The 18,256-nt window shown below is 56.4% G+C and carries 17 protein-coding genes and 1 pseudogene; 10 read left to right on the top strand and 8 right to left on the bottom strand.

Annotation, left to right across the window (positions count from 1 at the left end; genetic code table 11):
* Positions 1 to 108: 108 nt before the first annotated feature.
* A complete protein-coding gene (locus H8F27_RS13680) occupies positions 109 to 1,524 on the bottom strand; it encodes a pyridoxal-dependent decarboxylase (protein WP_231596294.1) in 1,416 nt (471 codons plus the stop codon).
* 87 nt (positions 1,525 to 1,611) lie between these two features.
* Here H8F27_RS13680 and H8F27_RS13675 point away from each other — a divergent pair, with 87 nt between their 5' ends.
* Positions 1,612 to 2,145 carry a nucleoside deaminase gene (locus H8F27_RS13675; RefSeq protein WP_370594420.1) on the top strand — a complete coding sequence of 178 codons (534 nt, stop codon included), beginning with the start codon at positions 1,612 to 1,614 and terminating at the stop codon, positions 2,143 to 2,145.
* On the opposite strand, the gene H8F27_RS13670 is transcribed toward H8F27_RS13675, so the two are convergent.
* Entirely contained in the window at positions 2,078 to 3,289 is a 1,212-nt protein-coding gene (locus H8F27_RS13670; RefSeq protein WP_197148746.1) for an alanine--glyoxylate aminotransferase family protein, read from the bottom strand. The two genes, H8F27_RS13675 and H8F27_RS13670, sit on opposite strands and share 68 nt — an antisense overlap.
* A 13-nt stretch (positions 3,290 to 3,302) precedes the next feature.
* The gene (locus H8F27_RS13665) at positions 3,303 to 3,821 is read right to left on the bottom strand and encodes an allophycocyanin subunit beta (protein WP_197148745.1); all 519 of its coding nucleotides are present in this window, start codon (positions 3,819 to 3,821) and stop codon (positions 3,303 to 3,305) included.
* Between the two features lie 662 nt (positions 3,822 to 4,483).
* On the opposite strand from H8F27_RS13665, the gene H8F27_RS17745 reads away from it, so the two are divergent.
* The 6 genes from H8F27_RS17745 (at position 4,484) to H8F27_RS18345 (ending at position 11,669) form a co-directional block, all read left to right on the top strand.
* A complete protein-coding gene (locus tag H8F27_RS17745) occupies positions 4,484 to 4,738 on the top strand; it encodes a transposase (RefSeq protein WP_231596293.1) in 255 nt (84 codons plus the stop codon).
* A 21-nt stretch (positions 4,739 to 4,759) separates the two neighbouring features.
* Positions 4,760 to 5,194, top strand: a complete 435-nt coding sequence (locus tag H8F27_RS17740) for a transposase (RefSeq protein WP_231596292.1) — start codon at positions 4,760 to 4,762, stop codon at positions 5,192 to 5,194.
* 1,287 nt (positions 5,195 to 6,481) lie between these two features.
* Positions 6,482 to 7,717 carry a glycosyltransferase WbuB gene (locus tag H8F27_RS13655; RefSeq protein ID WP_197148744.1) on the top strand — a complete coding sequence of 412 codons (1,236 nt, stop codon included), beginning with the start codon at positions 6,482 to 6,484 and terminating at the stop codon, positions 7,715 to 7,717.
* Positions 7,718 to 8,711: 994 nt separating this feature from the next.
* Positions 8,712 to 9,938: an IS256 family transposase gene (locus H8F27_RS13650; protein WP_197147971.1), complete on the top strand. Its 1,227-nt coding sequence runs from the start codon at positions 8,712 to 8,714 to the stop codon at positions 9,936 to 9,938.
* Between the two features lie 460 nt (positions 9,939 to 10,398).
* Complete coding sequence (locus H8F27_RS13645; protein WP_231596291.1) at positions 10,399 to 10,611, top strand: hypothetical protein; 213 nt, start codon at positions 10,399 to 10,401, stop codon at positions 10,609 to 10,611.
* A 773-nt stretch (positions 10,612 to 11,384) separates the two neighbouring features.
* Positions 11,385 to 11,669 (top strand): transposase, encoded by a 285-nt coding sequence (locus H8F27_RS18345; protein ID WP_197148742.1) that lies wholly within the window; start codon positions 11,385 to 11,387, stop codon positions 11,667 to 11,669.
* Here the strand turns inward: H8F27_RS18345 and H8F27_RS13635 are convergent.
* A complete protein-coding gene (locus H8F27_RS13635; RefSeq protein ID WP_197148741.1) occupies positions 11,588 to 12,022 on the bottom strand; it encodes an integrase core domain-containing protein in 435 nt (144 codons plus the stop codon). The genes H8F27_RS18345 and H8F27_RS13635 overlap by 82 nt on opposite strands.
* Positions 12,023 to 12,105: 83 nt before the next feature.
* Here H8F27_RS13635 and H8F27_RS18070 point away from each other — a divergent pair, with 83 nt between their 5' ends.
* Positions 12,106 to 12,231 (top strand): hypothetical protein, encoded by a 126-nt coding sequence (locus tag H8F27_RS18070; RefSeq protein ID WP_255517772.1) that lies wholly within the window; start codon positions 12,106 to 12,108, stop codon positions 12,229 to 12,231.
* A 216-nt stretch (positions 12,232 to 12,447) separates the two neighbouring features.
* Here the strand turns inward: H8F27_RS18070 and ltrA are convergent, their stop codons facing one another.
* The 4 genes from ltrA to H8F27_RS13615 form a co-directional block, all read right to left on the bottom strand.
* Complete coding sequence (ltrA, locus tag H8F27_RS13630; protein WP_197148739.1) at positions 12,448 to 13,746, bottom strand: group II intron reverse transcriptase/maturase; 1,299 nt, start codon at positions 13,744 to 13,746, stop codon at positions 12,448 to 12,450.
* 452 nt (positions 13,747 to 14,198) lie between these two features.
* A complete protein-coding gene (locus H8F27_RS13625; RefSeq protein WP_197148737.1) occupies positions 14,199 to 14,537 on the bottom strand; it encodes a helix-turn-helix domain-containing protein in 339 nt (112 codons plus the stop codon).
* A gap of 172 nt (positions 14,538 to 14,709) precedes the next feature.
* Entirely contained in the window at positions 14,710 to 15,069 is a 360-nt protein-coding gene (locus tag H8F27_RS13620; protein WP_231596290.1) for a helix-turn-helix domain-containing protein, read from the bottom strand.
* A 383-nt stretch (positions 15,070 to 15,452) separates the two neighbouring features.
* Positions 15,453 to 16,721 carry a hypothetical protein gene (locus H8F27_RS13615; RefSeq protein WP_197148733.1) on the bottom strand — a complete coding sequence of 423 codons (1,269 nt, stop codon included), beginning with the start codon at positions 16,719 to 16,721 and terminating at the stop codon, positions 15,453 to 15,455.
* Between the two features lie 875 nt (positions 16,722 to 17,596).
* Here H8F27_RS13615 and H8F27_RS13610 point away from each other — a divergent pair.
* Together H8F27_RS13610 and H8F27_RS18340 are read left to right on the top strand one after the other, a co-directional pair.
* Positions 17,597 to 18,061, top strand: a complete 465-nt coding sequence (locus H8F27_RS13610) for a transposase family protein (protein ID WP_197153582.1) — start codon at positions 17,597 to 17,599, stop codon at positions 18,059 to 18,061.
* A pseudogene (locus H8F27_RS18340) lies at positions 18,039 to 18,224 on the top strand (IS5/IS1182 family transposase); the annotation flags it as partial. The gene H8F27_RS13610 and the pseudogene H8F27_RS18340, both read left to right, overlap by 23 nt.
* Positions 18,225 to 18,256: the final 32 nt, after the last annotated feature.

Raw genomic sequence — 18,256 nt, 5'->3', positions numbered from 1 at the left:
CGCGGCTATCCAGCACTGCGATCAAGGCCAGATAGAGGACGCCGATCAGGATCGAAATCGCACCGGTCACGATCGCAACCCAGCGGCCCGGCTGGGGTTCGGGCCCGCTCATGGCAGGCCATCCAGGCTGGCTTGCACGAGGCTGGCGAGAGTTTCGAGGTGCTCGCTGCGGGTGTGGGGATTGCCCAGCACGGCCTTGAGATGGTGGCGGCCGACGTACTGGGGCCGCGAGAGCATCAATTGATGCTGGAGCAGGAGTTGGCGTGTCTGCTGGCTCCAGTGCGCCGCCGCCTCGACATCCAGCTGCCGGGGGGTAAAGGCCAGCAGGTGGAAGGAGCCGCAGCGCAACTGCAGACGCTCGCTGGCACCCAGCAGGGCCTGGAGCTGGCGGCGCCGAGCTATGGCCCCATCCAGCACCGCGCCGATGCCACTGAGACCTAGCTGACGCAAGCCCAACCAGAGCTTGAGCACCTCCGCCGGGCGGGTGCCCTGCAGGCCCGTTTCACCGCCATGGCCCCCGCCCCAGCTGGGCTCCATGTAGGGCAGGCCGGTTTGAAAGGCCTGGGCCAGGGCCTGGGGTTGGGCCAGCAACAGCAGGGAGGAGGTCTTGGTGATGCCCAGCACCTTCTGGGGATTGATCGTGATCGAATCAGCGCGCTCCAGCCCGGCCACCCGGAAACGGTGCGCTGGCACCAGGCCGAAAACGGCACCGATCGCCCCATCCACATGCAGCCACAAATCTCGCCTCACGCAGAGATCGGCGATCGCCTCCAAGGGGTCCACGGCGCCGCGCACGGTGGTGCCGGCCGTGGCCACCACGGCAATTACCGGCTGGCCGGCCCGCTCCAACCGGTCCACTTCCTGCTCGAGGGCGTGGGGAAGCAGGCGGCCGGCGCCATCCACCGCAATCGGGCAGAGGGCCTCGGGCGGCAGGCCCATCACCGCCAGCGCCTTGGCCATCGAGACATGGGCATCCGCACTGGCGACCACCACCGCCCGACTATCGGTGGCCAGACCCCGACTGCGCCGGGCGGCAACCAGGGCCATCAAGTTGGAGAGGGTGCCGCCACTGGCCCCCACGCCGCCACTGCCCGGGGGCATGCCCAGCTGGCCGGCCAACCAGGCGGTGAGGCTGCGCTCCAGCCGGGTAAGGCTCGGCGAGAGCTCCTCGGCGAGCAGGTTGTTGTTGAGGCCGGCGCAGATCAGATCGGCTGCAATGGAGGCCGCCAGGGGCGGGGGATCCAGGTGGGCCAGGGCGCCGGGATGGTTGGGGTTGTAGGCCCCATCCATCACCAGCTGCAGATCGGACAGGAGCAGCTCGGGGGCCAGGCCCTGGGCCTCGGGCTCCACCGCAGGCAGCACGCCCAGACCCGGCAGGGGGGAACGCTGGCTGGCACTGCCCAGCCAGGCGCACAGCTGGCGCGAGGCCAGCTCCAGGAAATCCTGAAGCTGGGGATCCAGATGCTCTGGGCTGGCAAAGGGCAGGGGCTGGATCGCCTGCGGGGCAGGTGGCGAGCTTGCCAACGGGTCAGCAACAGATCTCCCCATTCTCACCTGCGGGCCCCCTGGAGAGTGGACTACAAGGGGGGGGAACCGCGCCAGCAGTTGCCAGTGGCAGTTCCACCAGCAAACAAACCGCCTCCTGCCCTGCTGGAGCTCTGGATGGGGCGTGTGTTGCGCCAGGGCGCCAGGGCTGGGGAAAGGGGCGAAATTCCCGTGGCGGCAGTGCTGCTAGATGGATGCGGCAAGTGCATTGGCTGGGGCAGCAACCGCCGCTCAAACACAGGGGACCCCCTGGGCCATGCCGAACTGGTCGCCCTGGGGCAGGCTGCACGGCTTCGGCGCGACTGGCGTTTCAACGACTGCACCCTGGTGGTCAATCTGGAACCCTGCCCCATGTGTGCCGGGGCGCTGGTGCAGGCGCGGGTCGGCAGGGTGGTGTTCGGCGCAGCCGATACCAAGCGCGGGGCCCTGGGAAGTTGTCTGAACTTGGCCAGCCACGCCAGTGCCCACCACCGGCTGGAGGTGGTCGGCGGCCTACTGGCGGAGCAGGCCTCAGCCCAGCTGGGGGAGTGGTTTAAACGGCGGCGCCAGCAAGGGCGGCCCCGGGGCGGAACGCCGGCAACTCGCTTTCAAACAGATTGAGCAGGCGGTCAACATTTTCGGGCTGGCTGTTGTAGCCCATCAGACCGATGCGCCACACCTTGCCAGCGAGGGCGCCGAGGCCGCCGCCCACCTCGATGCCGTGGCTGTTGAGCAGGTGCGAAGTGAAGGCCTTGCCGTCCACTCCGGCGGGAATTCTCACGGTGGTGAGGGTGGGAAGGCGCAGGTGCTGGGGGGCATGGAGCTCCAGTCCCAGGCGCTCCATGCCAGCCCAGAGGCGCTCCGCATTGCTGCGGTGGCGGGCCCAGGCCGCCTCCAAGCCCTCCTCAGCAAGCAGTCGCAAGGCCTCGCGCAGACCGAAATTCATATTTACGGGCGCTGTGTGGTGGTAGACCCGATCGCTGCCCCAATACTTGTTGAGCAAGCTGACATCGAGGTACCAGTTGGGCACCTTGCCCTGCCGGGCCAGCATCTTGGCCTCCGCCCGCGGCCCCATGCTGAAGGGGCCCAGCCCCGGTGGGCAACTCAGGCCCTTCTGGGAGCAGCTGTAGGCCAGGTCCACCTTCCACTCATCCAGGTAGATGGGCACTGCCCCCAGGGAAGTCACCGTGTCCAGTAGCAGCAGGCAGTCGTACTTGCGACATAGATCGCCAATCCCCTCGACGGGCTGGCAAATACCGGTGGAGGTTTCGGCATGCACGATCGCCAGGATCTTGGGGCGGTGGCTTAAGAGGGCCTGCTCCAGCTCCTCGAGGCTGAAGGCCTCCCCCCAGGGCTTCTCGATCGTCACCACCTCGGCCCGGTAGCGACCAGCCATGTCGGCCAGGCGCAGGCCGAAATAGCCCTTCACTGCCACCAGAACCTTCTCACCGGGCTCAATCGTGTTGGCCAGGGTGGCCTCCATGGCGGCGCTGCCGGTGCCGCTCATAGGAATGGTGAGACGGTTGTCGGTTTGCCAGGCATAGCGCAGCAGCTCCTGCACCTCCCCCATCAGCTCGATGTAGAGGGGATCCAGGTGGCCGATCGGGGTGCGGGCCAGGGCCTCCAGCACGGTCGGATGGGCGTTGGATGGGCCCGGACCGAGCAGCAGCCGGTGGGGGGTGGCGATCGGGGCCAGCGCGAGGCGATGGGCGGAATTGACTGGAGGCAGCACAGGGAGGAAAGACGGGGCCTGGGTTAACAGCATGGAACCTGAAGCCCTAACGCGCCCGCAGGTTGGTGGCGCCAAGGCCGCGGCAGAGGTGCTCAAAGGGGGCGCGCACAGCCGTGGTGTCGCTCACACCGGTATCCAGCAGCAATTCGCAAACCACATCAGCCAGCAGGGCAATGCTGCGCACGGTTGGACCGGTCGGCACCCCCAAGCTCTTATAGGTGTCGTCGAGCCCGTTGAGCACCCGCTCATCGAGGATGGTTGAATCGCCGGCGATCAGGGCGTAGCTGGCGTAGCGGAGGAAATAGTCCATGTCCCGCAGGCAGGCGGAAAGCCTGCGCGTGGTGTAGGCGTTGCCCCCTGGCAGAATCAGCTCGGGATCGGCCAACCAGAGGCGCTGGGCGGCCTCACGCACGATCGCCGCCGCCTCCCGGTTGATCAGCTCCACCGCCGCCAGGCGCAAGCCAGACTCGGAGTAGTAGGAGGAGATCCGATCGATCGCGGAACGGTCGAGGTAGCGGCCCTGCTGGTCGTAACGACCAATCAGCCCAGTGATGGCATCGCGCATGGCGGGATCTAATCGACGCAGCTGGCCTGGACCGTAGCACTAGCAATCGGCCAAAACCCAGGCCAGGGGGTCGATCTTGGCAAGCTGACAGAAACGGTTACGCAAGCGGCTGCACGCTGCCGGAGTGATTACGAAATGTAAAATTAGTGAAGAGCCAGGGCAAATCGACAATTCAGAAGAAATGGAAGCCCTGATCTGATCCCTAGACCTCCTCGTCAAAGGATCAAGCGAAGTGAATCGGGGAATGGCCGCAGAATGCTCCAAACGGATCAGGAAGGTCTCGACAAGGTGTATCAAATCGACATACTGTTTGCAATGAAGGCGCGTCAGCACAGCCATAGCCTTAGCAACAAATGTGATGCAGGCACGAAAACAACTAAAGCTGGCCATGGCTGCCTTAATGACAGCAACACACATCCTGGGTGTCGCATTTATATTTTTTCAAAACAAGGCTATACGTGCTTATCAGATATTTGAGCAAGTTTACCAATCGGGATCATTTTGGTTTCCGACAATAGGGCGCCTCGAAAAATACGATTCGCCCTTGCGCTAAGGCGACAATAGCTTAAAATTTGAATAGTTGATTGCATGCCTTGTATGGGCCAGAGAGGCTTCTGAGACGAGCAGCACAGGCTGAAAAGCTCAAAACTAAAAGCCTGTTCTTGAGCGACTCTCCCAGTCGATTCCTTGGGAATCATTTCGCCCACTGCTCGAAAAAGGTTATGCGCAAAAGCAATGCTGATCGGCGGAGAATTGATCCGCTGATCCTCTTCAAAATGCTGGTACTTCAACAGCTTTTCAATTTGAGCGATGATGAAACTGAATTACAGGTAAATGATCGCCGTTCTTTTGAAGAGTTTGTTGGCCTAGGCGTAATCAACGATATTCCCGATGCTACTACTCTCGCCTTTTTTTGAGAAAGGCTTCGCAAGGCCGGAGTGATCGAAGAGCTATTTGAAAAGTTTGAGTCATACCTTCGGTCCCATGGTCTCGAAGCCCGTGGCGGTCAGATCATTGATGCAACGCTAGTACCAGTTCCAAGGCAGCGAAATAGCAGAGAAGACAACAAGGAGATCAAAGAGAATCGCATGCCTGAAGGTTTGGAAGAGAACCCAAATCGATTGCGGCAGAGGGACTTAGATGCGCGATGGATTAAAAAGAACGGCATCAATCGCTACGGCTACAAGAACAATATCTGTATCGACGTGGAACATGGATTAATCAGGCGCTATGCCGTGACACCGGCCAATATCCATAACAGTCAGATGCTGCCAATGCTTCTCGATCCTGAGAACACAAATGATTATGTTTGGGCAGATTCTGCCTATGCAGGCGAGTGCTTTGAAAACCTACTGAATCTTGGCGGTTTTTAAAGTTGCATTCACGAAAAAGGCAGCCGCAATCACCCGCCAAGCGACACAGCCAAAGAGCGTAACCGTATTAAATCAGCAATAAAAGCTTGTGTGGAACATGTTTTTGGCTGCATGACCATGTCTATGGGTGGCAAGATGACTAGAAAGATTGGGCTTGAGAGAAACAAAGCATGGTGGGATCTCAAGAACCTGACATTCAACTTCCTGCGATATCTTCTAAGAACAAATAGTGCATTTACGCTCGCATGAGCAATAATTTGCATGAGGCCGCCTGATTCAACTCAGCCGTATTGATGTGCAAATTATTAGATCCTTTGGCGCCGCAAGGCGTTTTTTGTAAGCGGGTGTAGGTGTGAAATTCTTGATTTTTCGAGGTCCCCAATATTCGATTATACAGAAACTACCTGTCCAAAGGACTCGATAGTTATGGGCTATTTTGGACAATCAAATTCAGCCAACTCTGTATTTCACCGGCACAGGTGGAAATACTCAACCATCTTTGTCAACTTGACTGGGAAACTGGTCGCTGTTATCGTTACAAAGAACCACTTTTGTCCGCGGATGGGATGGGCGGCAATAAAATTATAAGTTATGCGACTGAGCTGGCCAGGGGTGCTAGAGGGCCTATTTTGATTGTTGCTTTTGGTAAGGGTGGGTCAAGTGCCTTAAATTGGTCACATGGATATTTGGCAGACCGTCACGCAGCGGTTCTCGAAATTATAGTGCGTAAAAAGCTCAAGCCACATGTTTTATTTTGGCACCAGGGTAAAATGGTACGGGCTCTCAAACTGATATTCACTTGGAGGATTCTATAAAATGTAAAAATGAACAGGAAGAAAAAAACCTATGAAAATAGCTTATCAGGATCATTGATAAAACCCGAAAAAATTTCCGAGAGTTATTTTGGCATTACCCTTCTGAGTCTGCGCAAGGAACAATACTCGGAATCCATCCGTAAAGCCCAAAGAAATGTCGTTTAACAAATACAAGGAACTTTATAAGCGCAGATTCAGATAAGGAAATCACTCCGTCGTACATGTATGATGATTGCCACATTTCCCAAGAGGGGGCTAGAATTTTGGGGAGAGAATATTACAATTCGTTCTCAAAATATGCAAGGATAAATTCTGAAAAGATACGACAGCCTAGTAACTAGGCCAATGCCTTTGTTCGGCAATGTCAACTTGAAATCATTCATTGGCTTGCAATGAAATCTCCAACTCATGGTACCCAGGTGTCATTCAAAAGTGACTTGCTTCAAGCTAGCAAAGAAGCTAGAGGTAATGGATGAAAATACTTCTCTATGGCCTGAACTACTCACCCGAGCCAGTAGGCATAGGTAAATACAGCGGTGAGCTGGCTGAATGGCTGGCTGGCAGGGGTCATGAGGTGCGTGTCATAACCGCTCCACCTTACTTTCCTCAATGGCGAGCTGTCGCCAACCGCTACCGGAAAGAGTTAAGGCGGGAAGTTGCTATCTGGCGCTGCCCCCTATGGGTGCCAAGCCGCCCTAGTGGACTTAGCAGATTAATTCACTTGGCTAGCTTTGCGCTCAGTAGCCTGCCAGTACTGCTGGCCCAACGGATTTGGCGACCGGATGTAGTGATCACAGTGGCGCCTGCCTTCTTCTGTGCACCGGGAGCACTGCTGCTTGGGAAACTTTGTGGCGTGGCCACAACAACCTGGCTTCATATTCAAGACTTCGAGCTAGATGCAGCTTTTGAACTAGGGATGCTGAAGGGCAGATGGATCAGGAGACTCGCCGAAACCTGGGAAAGCAGCACCCTGCAAGCATTCAGCAAAGTCAGCACAATCAGTGAGGCGATGCGACAAAGGGTGATCGCCAAAGGGGTCCAACCAAAGAGGGCATACATGCTGCCTAATTGGGTTGATCTAAAAGCAATCCAACCACAGGAGGGGATACAGCGAGTAAGCAATCCCTACCGACGTGAGCTAAATATTAGCAATGAGACAATTGTGCTACTATACTCAGGCTCTATGAATAACAAGCAGGGTCTTGACGTACTGGCCAAAGCTATTCATATATTGGCCGATAATCCAGGCATAGTTTGGCTACTTGCAGGAGAAGGTCCCACTAAAGCATTGCTAAAAAGATACGTTGAGGGTCTAAGCAATGTAATGCTATTGCCCTTGCAGCCTGCAAAAAGAATAAATGACTGGCTAAACCTCGCCGATGTACATTTGCTACCACAAAAAGCAGATGCAGCAGACTTGGTAATGCCATCAAAGCTATTAGGGATACTTGCCAGTGGCCGGCCTGTGGTAGCCAGCTCCCCGGCCAGCAGTGAATTAGGAGGGCTGACTGAAGAAGCAGGGATTCGCGTCGAACCGGGGGATGCAAAAGGCTTTGCAACAGCGATTAGACGGCTGTCGAAGGATAGGGAACTAAGAACACGCTTAGGTCGCAAGGGGAGGCAGCTGGCTGAGGAGAGATATTGCCGCAAAACCTTACTGGAAAAAATGGAAGCTGATTTACTCGAGGGACTAGGCAAAATAAGTTAAGTAGCACATATGCAGATAATACCGACAAGAAACATTAGGCAAAGTTCAATTTTGCATGAATCCACATAGCACATTGGAGAAGAATGATGACATCAAGTGCAACATTTGACTGGGCTCCAGAAGATGATCAGAACCACTTCCAAAATTTCCCGTATCCATTCAGAAAGCGGAACTTGTCGCCGTTCAAATGCAAACTTTATAGCCTACCGCTGAGCCGTCAGAGACGACTCTTTGTTTGTTCATATGACCTAAGTAATAAGGTAACAAGTATGGCATCGACCAACCGTGGTGATGGGTACCCAGGCAGTTTCAAGGAACTGCCAGACATCGCGGCCCTGCTAGCGCAGGGTGAGGGTGACCGTGATTGATCTAGCACCGGATCTGCTTAGCTGGATTGTAGGTAGGGTCAATGCGCGCCGACAGCTCAAGCAATCACTACCCGAGACGCCGACTGAAATCAAACCGACAAGAGCTCTTCAAGGATTATGTTAGCGGCGCTCCGTACCGGCCCCTGGCGGTTAGAAGGTCCCAGACCGGAGTAGTGAGGGCTTGCCAATCTCCAGAAGTGCGCGAAAATAGGTGGCAAACTCTCGATAAGATGATCTTAACGACATTGCTAGCCTCTGGCAAAGCATACATGTACTTTTTAAGCATACTCTTTCTTTTTGTCCTAATAAACATAATTCCGCAGATATTTGACATATTTGATGAAACTTATCCCCTGCCCCCCTCAGGACGCAACACCCATTAAGTATCACTGTAAATTCACTCCAGCACATCCGGCCTGCGTCCCCCGCAGTGGTGTAATTCCCCTGGGCCTCAGCCCCGGCGTAGCCGGGGCTGAGCGTCCGCACCTCAAGCGATCGGCTCAGCGGCTGGCGTTGCAAGGGGCGGGGCACCCCGCGAATTCAGCGCCTCGGGCGCTGGATTCGTGGGGACCCCGGGTGGGCAGGCCCGTTTCCCTGGTTCGAGTACCACCTCAACCAGACGAACCATGCCCAAGCACCATGCTGCCGTGCCTGAACTGGCGGCGCTACTCGATGGCAGCAGCGCCGGTGAGCTGATCCCCGAGCTGGCCCGCTACGGCCTGCAGCAGCTGATCGAACTGGAGGCCTCCGCTGTGGTCGGTGCCGATCGCCATGAGCGCAGCGAGGAGCGGGTCAACCAACGCAATGGCTACCGGCCTCGCACCCTGACCACCCAGGTGGGGGATCTCGCCCTGCAGATCCCCAAACTGCGAGCCGGCAGCTTCCTGCCCACGATCCTCGAGCCCCGCCGCAGGGTCGATCAGGCCCTGTACGCGGTGATCATGGAGGCCTACATCAGTGGCGTCTCGACCCGCAAGGTGGATTCCCTAGTGGCGGCGCTGGGTTCCCAGAGCGGCATCTCCAAGTCGCAGGTGAGCCGCATCTGTCAGGACATCGACCAGCAGGTGCAGGCGTTCCTGGGCCGGCCGCTGGAGAGCAGCAGCTACGCCTACGTCTACCTGGATGCCACCTACCTCAAGGGGCGCCTGGGCAAGGCCCAGCAGGTCTGCTCCCGCGCTGTCGTCGTCGCCATGGGGGTCAACGAGGACGGGCGCCGGGAGTTGCTGGGCCTCAAGGTGGGTAACAGTGAGAGCGAGCCCTTCTGGGCGGAGTTCATCTCCCACCTCAAAGAGCGGGGTCTGGGTGGCGTCAAGCTGGTGATCTCTGACGCCCACAGCGGCCTCACCAAGGCGATCCGCAGGCAATTGCAGGGCTGCGTCTGGCAGCGCTGCCGGGTGCATTTTGCCCGCAACCTGCTGCAGTGTGTTCCCAGGGCTCACCAAGGCATGGTCACCGCTGCCCTGCGCAGCGTGTTCGCCCAAGAAACCGCTGAGGAGATCGAGTCGCGCTGGGATGATCTGGCGGCCTCGCTGGCGGAGCGCTTCCCCAAGGCCGCTGCGCTCATGCACGAGGCCAAGGAGGACGTGCTGGCTTTCCGCCACTTCCCCAAGGACCACTGGCGCAAGATCTGGAGCACCAACCTGCTGGAGCGGGTGAACGAGGAGATCAAGCGCCGCACCAGGGTCGTGGGCATTTTTCCCAACGACCCTGCGATCATCCGCCTAGTCGGGGCGGTGTTGCTGGAGCAACACGAGCACTGGCAGCTGGAGGGCCGCCGCATGTTCTCCGCCGAGAGCATGGCGACCATCCCCGAACTGGGCGACACCCCTACCCTCCAGGCCGCCGGCGCCTGAGAGCTGCAGGAAACAGGCCCCAGGTGATCGAGGCTGCAGCGCCTCTACAGGGCGCAGCGGTCTTGATCGCCGCCCGGGGGCCGGGGCAACAACCTGTGGCTGGTGCCAGCCACTCCAGAACACAACACATCCGCGATCGGGCGAAAGACTTGACAAGTCAATCGCCCTTGATTCAAGGTGAAAAAACGAGGTGCATCTGCGCCTCCGGAATGACAGCCCGTCATTCCACCCTGTTCACCCTCTGATCAGGGCATTCGGGCCTCGGGTTTTACACCACGCAAAGGGACGCGGTCCACATCCGAACAATACCGACGAAGGCGGCTTGAACTGAAAAAGGTCTCTGGCCTAATGAGTTGAAATAGTCACAGTCGCCGCATGGGCTTTCAGGTGATCTGTGATTGGCTCACCTATGGCCGTAAGGCACCGCATGAATGGAGCCATCGCGAACGCACGCGCGGCCTTGACCGGGGCTGGACGTTGCGGGGGGATTCCGGCACCGCCCTGGGTGATGGAGAACTGGCCGGGTAGCGCGACGATCCTGGCGGTGCGCTGCAAGGAGATCCGAGAGGGCAAGCCCGTCGATGAGACCCGTTACTACGTCTCGAGTTTGCGTACTGGAGCCGAGGCTCTGCTGAAGCACGTGCGTGATCGCTGGAGCATCGAGAACTCCTAGCATTGGCCCCGCGACACCTAGCTGCGGGAAGACGCGAACCGGTGCCGCGAGACAAACGGCGTGCAGATCATGGCCACGCTCCGCAGCCTGGCAATGTAGACGCAGTCGGCCGGGAGGCCATAGGCCCTGCCAAACGATAGCTTCTGGTCGATCAACGAGGGGCTGGGCGCCCTGGCTCATGACATTCCTGGTTTGCTGTCACTGCTGGGCTGGCAATAAACAGCTCAGGTACTGAATTCTGCCGTACATCTAATGAGCCCTGGCCGGTCGGTGACTTTCAGGAAATGTACCAGTACAGCTCTGCACGCCCTCGCGTCCGAAACACCCACGGCCAATCCAAAGCCCATGGCCACACTGAATTTGGGGAGGCCGGGCCATCACCGATGACATCTTTGGAGGTTCGACCCCGAAAGGAAACGTGGTTTGGGTTCCCACAGCGCTCCCTGCCCTGGCGACAACACTGCTGGATCCTTCTACTAGTGTTGATCCCGATTAGGAAATTGTTCACTTTTTTGCGTGGATCCTGCCAGGCCTCCCTTCATCATCAGAAGTCGCAAACCAATGCCAGATAACTCTCCATCACGTCGCCGACGTGCGCGCCTCAAAGTAGTCAACCCAAGATCTGCTGGAATTGATATTGAGAGTCGATTCCATGTTGTTGCCATACCCACAGAGCTCGATGACGAGCCAGTACGTAAGTTTCTGAGCTTTACCAGCGACCTGAAGCGAATGGTCGAGCGGTTACTCGCGGGCTCAACATCACGGCCGTAGCGATGGAGTCGACCGGAATCTATTGGGTCCCTTTACACGAAATACTTGTGGCTCACGGCATTGAAGTCTTTTTGGTCAATGCTCGAAACGCCAAAAATGTACCAGGCAGAAAGACTGATATCAATGATGCACAATGGCTCCAACAGCTCCACAGCTATGGCCTTGTCGGTGACTTTCAGGAAAGTTGTCACTCCTTGGCTGCCATTCAGGCGGCCTGGATTAAGGGTAGCGCCAGGAGCGGATCGTGCTCTTCCGGTGGCTTGTTTATCCACACTTCTGCCGGTTGATTCCAGCAGCGGGTGGCACCGCTCCAGCGCGTTGGATTGGCACGGCGGGCGGCCTCGTAGACATCAGTGCGCTGCTGGCAAATGGCCTTGGCAGCTCCACTGTGGCGCTGGTGGGGCGTCACGAATTTGATCGCGCTGTGGTGGTGCCGGTGGTTGTACCAATCCACAAATGCTGCCACCCATTCACAGGCCTCCTCTTTGTTGGCGAATGGCCGGCTGGGGTAGTCGGGGCGGTATTTGACCGTACGGAAAAGGGATTCCGAGTACGGGTTGTCGTTTGAGACCCTTGGCCGGGAGAAGGATCTGAGCACGCCCATCTCCTCGAGCCGTGATTCCAGCGTGGCCCCACGCATTGCATTGCCGTTGTCGGCGTGGAGTTATAGGAGTTTGCTGAAAAACCACGACTGCGCGAAAATGGACCAGCCGCCCAGTCCAGATGCGAGGTCACCGGGAGCGCAGCGGCTCCCTGTTCTCCTACGTGTCGATCGAGGAGCGGATCCCGGCCAGCCATCCGCTGCGGCGTACAGCCACACACCCCGCACCGTTGTCGGCAGGAAGCTGATGTCCCAGCTCCACACCTGGTTCGGGCCATCCGCCCTGAGGCGCGGCACCGAGCGCGGTTCTTGAGGCGGCCTGGCCCTCCCCCGGCGGTGGCACTGACCCGCCTGGTGCAGCACTCGATAGAAGCTGCTCTCTGAGCCGCCGGGTAGCCCCGGGGAACTTCCCCCCGAGGCCCCCACAGATCCGGACGTGACACTCTCGCGTCATCCGGCTCCTGTCATCCAGCCGCAACACCAACACCACGCCAGTGAGCAAAAAGATCCCGCCTCTCCTGAGCGATCCTCGCCAGAACTTGCCGGCTGCGGCGGTCATGCCGCAACAACGGGCTGTGTTTCTGACGCAGCCATGCGCTCAGGTGCTCATTGAGATAGCCAAATAGCTTGGCCCTCAGTTCGGTTGGATAAAAACGTCCGTAATACTGAATCCAACCCCCTAGGATCGGATTCAGGAGCCGGGCGATCTCCTCCAAAGGCAAAAACATCCGCCTACGCAGATGCATTTTCCTGATCCTCTCTCGCATGCGCTTAAGCGCCTGCGGACTAACCGCTGGGAGGAAGCTCGTAAAGATCTCCCCATAGCGGTTCTTGGCCATACGTGGTCGGAAGCAAAAGCCGAGAAACGTGAACTGGATCTGATCGAACTGACCACGGCGGCTGCTATCCTTGCAATAGACTACTTTGGTCTTCTCTGGATGCAGCTGTAACCCGCAGGAGGTAAATCGCTCCTGCAGGGCATCCATGAGCCGTTCAGCCTCAGCTCGGCAGTGACAGTGACAGATCACATCGTCTGCATAACGCTCAAACGGGACGCGTGGAAAACTCCGTCGCATCCATTTGTCGAACGTGTAGTGCAGAAACAGATTGGCCAGTAGCGGGCTAATGACACCGCCTTGAGGCGTGCCACTGGTCCGGGGCTGAAGGCGCCCATCCGGCAATTCCACCGGAGCCTCCAACCAGCGCCGCAGATACAGAACAACCCAGCGCTCGGACGTATGGAACTGGATGGCCCGCATCAGGAGGTCATGATCGATCGAATCGAAAAACCCCTTGATATCGAGATCCACAACCCAGTCATACTTCCAGCAGCGCTTACGGCAGCTCTCCACAGCCTGGTGGGCCGACTTGCCCGGTCTGTAGCCGTAGGAGTCCTGATCGAAGATCGGCTCCAACTGGGGCTCCAGCATCTGCTTGACCACCATCTGCGCGATGCGATCAGCCACCGTCGGAATGCCCAGAGGGCGAACTCCGCCGTTGGATTTGGGAATCTCAACACGCCGAACCGGCGGCGGGAAGTAACTCCCGGATGCCATCCGATTCCATAGCCTATAGAGATTGTTCTCCAGATCCTTGGCGAAGTCACCAGGCTCTGACCATCCACGCCGGCCGCATTCCCATTCCGTTTCACCTGCTGATAGGCCTTCCAGACCATCGCCTTGGTGATCGGTAGCGGCCTGTCCGGGCTCATCTCCTACCTCCTGCCAATGGCAGTTGTTGAGTTGATCCGGACGGGATAACACAGCCCCTTTGCTCCAGAGCCATTACAGCTCCTTCATCACTACTACGGGCTGATCCGCCCCTGTCATGGGTCTTGGTATTCGCCCTCGTGGTTGTGGCCACTTGTGGCTTTTCCTTTACACCCCATGCCAGGTTCCCACGTTCCACATCGAGGCCTGTGATGGGCTCATGCCGCCTGAACACCGGCTGCCGCGTGGACCGTAAGCAGGTAACGTCCACACTGATCCGGGTGCCGCCTACCTGCACCCGTTTTGACAGCATCTGGAAGACTTTTCGATGCGTCAGCGGCGATTCGCTGTTGCTCATCTTCCCATCACTCACCTGACAGCTCGAGGCCGCCTTTTCCCCATCGCTCACTACCGCAGCTCTTAACCGCAGCAGCATGGGGTGGTTTGGAGCCTGCCCCTGCAGGCCGGCTCCGGGAGGCCACACTCCCATCCTCGATGTAGTTGTGTCAGTGCTCATAAAGAACATTTGACTCGTGGCACAAATAGACGAAGTCTTCTCCGCAGGAGTAAAACAGCTTCTGATCCGCCTGTGCCGGCACAATCTGCCCTGGCGGCAGCGCGGCGTACTCCGGCTGGTTGCACGTCAGCAGGATTCGCTGGCGCTCTTCCTCGCTCAGGCGGTGACCCACCAGGCGAGCACTGCCTTTACGGCGATCCACGCCGTCCCCACCACCCATCAAAGGCTTCCGCCAGCGTTTGAGGGTGCGCAGGCAGATGCCGATCACACCACAGGCCCTCACCAGGCCGGCGCCGGCAGCATTGGCCTCCCCGATCATCTCGATCACCCTCCGCCGGTGCAAGGCACTGGTCAGCCTTCCTCTTCCTCCGAACAGTTGCCGCAGGCTTCTCCGCAGGAGTAGGCATCCCACTTTTCTGCAGCACCAGCAAAGCCGCCATCTCCGCCATGGCCTTCTCCTTGCGCTGCAGCTCTTTCCACTCCTTCGGAGAAGCCTGCGGCTAGAGGGCTTTGATCACCCGCTGGTCCTGGGTGAGGAGCTTCTCGAGCTCCTTCTGTTCGGCCATCGTCAGCACCGGCTTGGCGTTGGCATCCTGGGCCGCCTGCCGCCAACGGCTCACCTGCTCAGGGAACAGGCCCCGCTCGCGGCAGTAGGCGCTGAGTTCGGTGGCATTGAGCCCGGCGCTTTCCAGCACCACCGTGAACTTGTCGGCGGCGTTCCAGCCCTCTGGTTCCTTCTCGGATGCCGGCACCACCTCTCCCTGCAACCGCCAGGCCTTCCTCCATTTGTAGAGGGTCATCACGTGGATGCCCAGCTCCTCTGAAATCCGGGCCACGCTCTGCCTGTGGGGCGGGTGCATCCGTCTCCTCACATCAGCCTTAACGGCCTCGCTGTATCGGCGCATTGGTCATGTCCTCAAGCCCCCGGATGGATGGATCAAAGGGGTGACATCTTACTGAGCCGGGAGGTAGGCACTGGAAACTAATCGTGTAGGTCTAGGGAGCTAGCTTAGCACTTCTCTTAGGCATCATTTCGTGCTGTATTAAGCACTTTGTTGCTTACGTTGTGCAGCTAGCCAGACTTCCAAATCAAACTAACTCGGGCTTGCTGAATTTCGTTTTCGGGATTTTCGGGCGCGCCAATGACCGCGATCTCAGCCTCCAGCGCCAAGCGCTGGTGACCTCAGTTTTATTCCTATAAGCTGACTAGCCGCTTTAGACAGAAAGCACTGAGCAATAGAGACTATTGACTTTGCGATGTTATTCGAGGTTGATTTACAGCCGCAAGATTGAGGCCAGCTACGACTGCCACAAAACCAAGGGCGGTAGGCTGAGTAACCTGAGCAGTCAAAAGTGGCATGAATGTTGCGCCAACAAAGATCATAGGCAAAATATTATGCCGGAGCGCGGCGCTTAAGGAAACTCGGGTTATCCAAATGCCAAGTGATACTCTCCAAAAAAGAAGACTAAGACCAAGCAGGGGGCCAAGTTCACCGATTGTGATTTCCCAAGAGCCTTCCCCAAGAGGTTGCAGGCCACCTGGTAGTCGTTGTGAGGCCATGTTGGAGCCCATTCCAATACCATAACCAAGCAATGGAGCATCCCATGCGTGCGCCACAGGATCAGTAAATCCTGGAATAACTCGCCCAGTAACCTGGTCGCGTGCAACTCCAATATCCCCATCTGAGCTTCTGTCTGAGCCCATTGCAGACCCTGCATCTGTCCATCTAGCCACAAAAGCTTCAGATGTCACTTGGAATATTGGCAAAGTAGTAGCTATATAAGTTACAAGGGCTAATGCAACAAGACCGAACAATAAGCGACTTACGGGAATGCGAGCCAAGACAAGAGCAATTAAAGTAGAAACTAAAATCATAATTACCGCGGCCAACAAAGATCGACTAATTGAAACAGGAATTGCTACCACAATAGCAAAACCAGCACATGCGGCCAGAATTTTTGCATAAAGGCCAGGCTTAGAGCCATACAAAAGAGAGAACAGTGATGCTGTCGATAAGGAATAAAAGGAAACAATACCTGTAATAAATGAAAAAGTACCTGGGGGTCTTGAACGGCCCAAAGAGCCTTGGAAGGACGCAATACCCTCTCCTCCGGGTCCAATATTTAAAATATGGGTATCAGGGGAATTTGACTGAGCAACAATCAATAACGCCTGTGGAACAGACAGTATAAGCGTGACAACTCCAAACCTCAATACATCACTGCGGTCAAAAACAGAAGCATATAAAAAGATCAGAGGAAAATGTAATAGATAGATTCTTGCACCATAAAAAGCTACAATAAGATCACCATGACCAACGATCAGCGCCAAGATGAAACCCACAATAACTATGCAGAATAATGGCTTTAACCAATTTATCCATGGTTGTCTCCAAACTAGAGGCCAGCCGAGAAACAGGGCATACAGTGCGATTGGATCACGAATAATCGCAATTACAGATGATAAGCTTGGCAGGAACCACTTCCGCAACGCTCCCTCGAAAATCAGCATCAAAAAGTATATCCATAAAACTGAACGTATCCGCTGTACTGTTGCAGTGTTCATGAAGGCCAAAAAACGTAGATAATTTCTTCGAATAAAAATAAGAATTAAAAAAATCCCGAATTCTTGTCTCTTTTACCTAAGCATAATTGGGAATAGTTTGGAAAAATGCAGCAATAAAACTAACGCCTAGTAAGAATTTATTCTGCAAGCAAATCAATATGCTTGATGGGCATAATGAAAGAAACCACTGATAAAAGAATCGCCTTAGCTGAGTAGACAAGGACAAGAGTTTCATGGCTTGTATTTGGAGCTTATCGAGCTGTTTATGGAGTCCTATATACAAAGACAATACTGTAATGACATATAAATTTTAAAAGGCAACTAGAAGAAAGACGGTTGCATTAGTAGAATTTCAAAACAAAATAACTAAGTGGCCAGCATGTGTTATGGTCTGTGCAGTATCAAAATTTTTCGTGATGCACTACAGAAGACAATACGACAGCAACGTAAAAACAATGCAGAATCTTTTGGGTGGACTGGAGGCACTGCTAAATCGTTTTATGACATGTTTAATCTCCCGATAAAGGCCTAAGAATTTTATAATGTCAAACAAGCTCAGATAAGCTGTTAAAAATTGCAAGGGGAAGCAAAACGAGGGAAATCATAAATATGCTGACATACTTTAAAACCATTACACCTCTTGATTACCCTACTTGCTCCGCTCGCGGCGACCTACCCCCACAGACTTGAACGCATATTGCGGTCGGTTCACAGGGCTGCTTCTAAGTCTGGCACAGGCGGGCTCGCCGAGCATGCGTTGAGTTCGGCGGAACTGCCTCCTTCCTGTGCCCTAAAGCCGTTCAGCCGCAAGTGATCTCGATCTGATCAGCTACCTCAAAGCGACTCCGAATGCCCGTATTCGGCTGGGCGTTCGTATTCCGGCCTGGAATTTGCTGCTGGTAACGGTGCTTGACATCATGAGTGGCTGTCAGAGCCTGCGGGATCAGGAGCGTTTTGCCATCCGACACCACAGCGTGTTGAACGAGGCACTGGCCATCGAACTCAGCCGTCCGCCTTCCGATTCAGCCTCCCGCTACTTCTTCCGCCAGGTGGACGTGGCGGCTCTCAGCGCTGCCATTCGCAACTGGAAGATCGCGCAGATCCCAAGTGGTGCAGCGGATCTCGATCAGCTGATCTGTGAGGGCAAGACCTTGAGATGCTCGATTGAGCCCACGGCCGGTGGCCGATACGCGTTCATTACCCATGTGACGCTGTATTCAGCTGCCCTGTGGCTCGCTGCACGGCGACAATCAGGTAGGTGCAGTAAAGCCGCTGCTCAGCGATGAGCACTTTTCAGTAGATGGCTCCCTGCTGCAGGCCTGGGCCTCCCATGCCTCCCTGGAGCGGATCGATGGTCAGGACGAACCGCCACCACCGCCATCAGGCCCAGGTGAGGGTTTCGGGGTTCCCAAGGAGGGCAAGAAGCAGACACATACCGAGGCCAGAGGCCGAGCGTGGCGGAGCCACTGAGGCGATTTCCG

The sequence above is a fragment of the Synechococcus sp. CBW1108 genome (assembly GCF_015840335.1).
GTDB lineage: Bacteria > Cyanobacteriota > Cyanobacteriia > PCC-6307 > Cyanobiaceae > Cyanobium_A.
Note: the sequence above shows the minus strand (reverse complement) of the source record. Positions and strands in the feature narration are given on the sequence as shown.

Coding starts and splice junctions, on each gene's coding strand:
- H8F27_RS13670 (WP_197148746.1), bottom strand. CDS start 3,289: ATGCTGTTAACCCAGGCCCCGTCTTTCCTCCCTGTGCTGCCTCCAGTC.
- H8F27_RS13665 (WP_197148745.1), bottom strand. CDS start 3,821: ATGCGCGATGCCATCACTGGGCTGATTGGTCGTTACGACCAGCAGGGC.
- H8F27_RS13655 (WP_197148744.1), top strand. CDS start 6,482: ATGAAAATACTTCTCTATGGCCTGAACTACTCACCCGAGCCAGTAGGC.
- H8F27_RS13650 (WP_197147971.1), top strand. CDS start 8,712: ATGCCCAAGCACCATGCTGCCGTGCCTGAACTGGCGGCGCTACTCGAT.
- H8F27_RS18345 (WP_197148742.1), top strand. CDS start 11,385: ATGGAGTCGACCGGAATCTATTGGGTCCCTTTACACGAAATACTTGTG.
- H8F27_RS13635 (WP_197148741.1), bottom strand. CDS start 12,022: ATGCGTGGGGCCACGCTGGAATCACGGCTCGAGGAGATGGGCGTGCTC.
- H8F27_RS18070 (WP_255517772.1), top strand. CDS start 12,106: ATGCGAGGTCACCGGGAGCGCAGCGGCTCCCTGTTCTCCTACGTGTCG.
- H8F27_RS13620 (WP_231596290.1), bottom strand. CDS start 15,069: ATGCACCCGCCCCACAGGCAGAGCGTGGCCCGGATTTCAGAGGAGCTG.
- H8F27_RS13615 (WP_197148733.1), bottom strand. CDS start 16,721: ATGCTGATTTTCGAGGGAGCGTTGCGGAAGTGGTTCCTGCCAAGCTTA.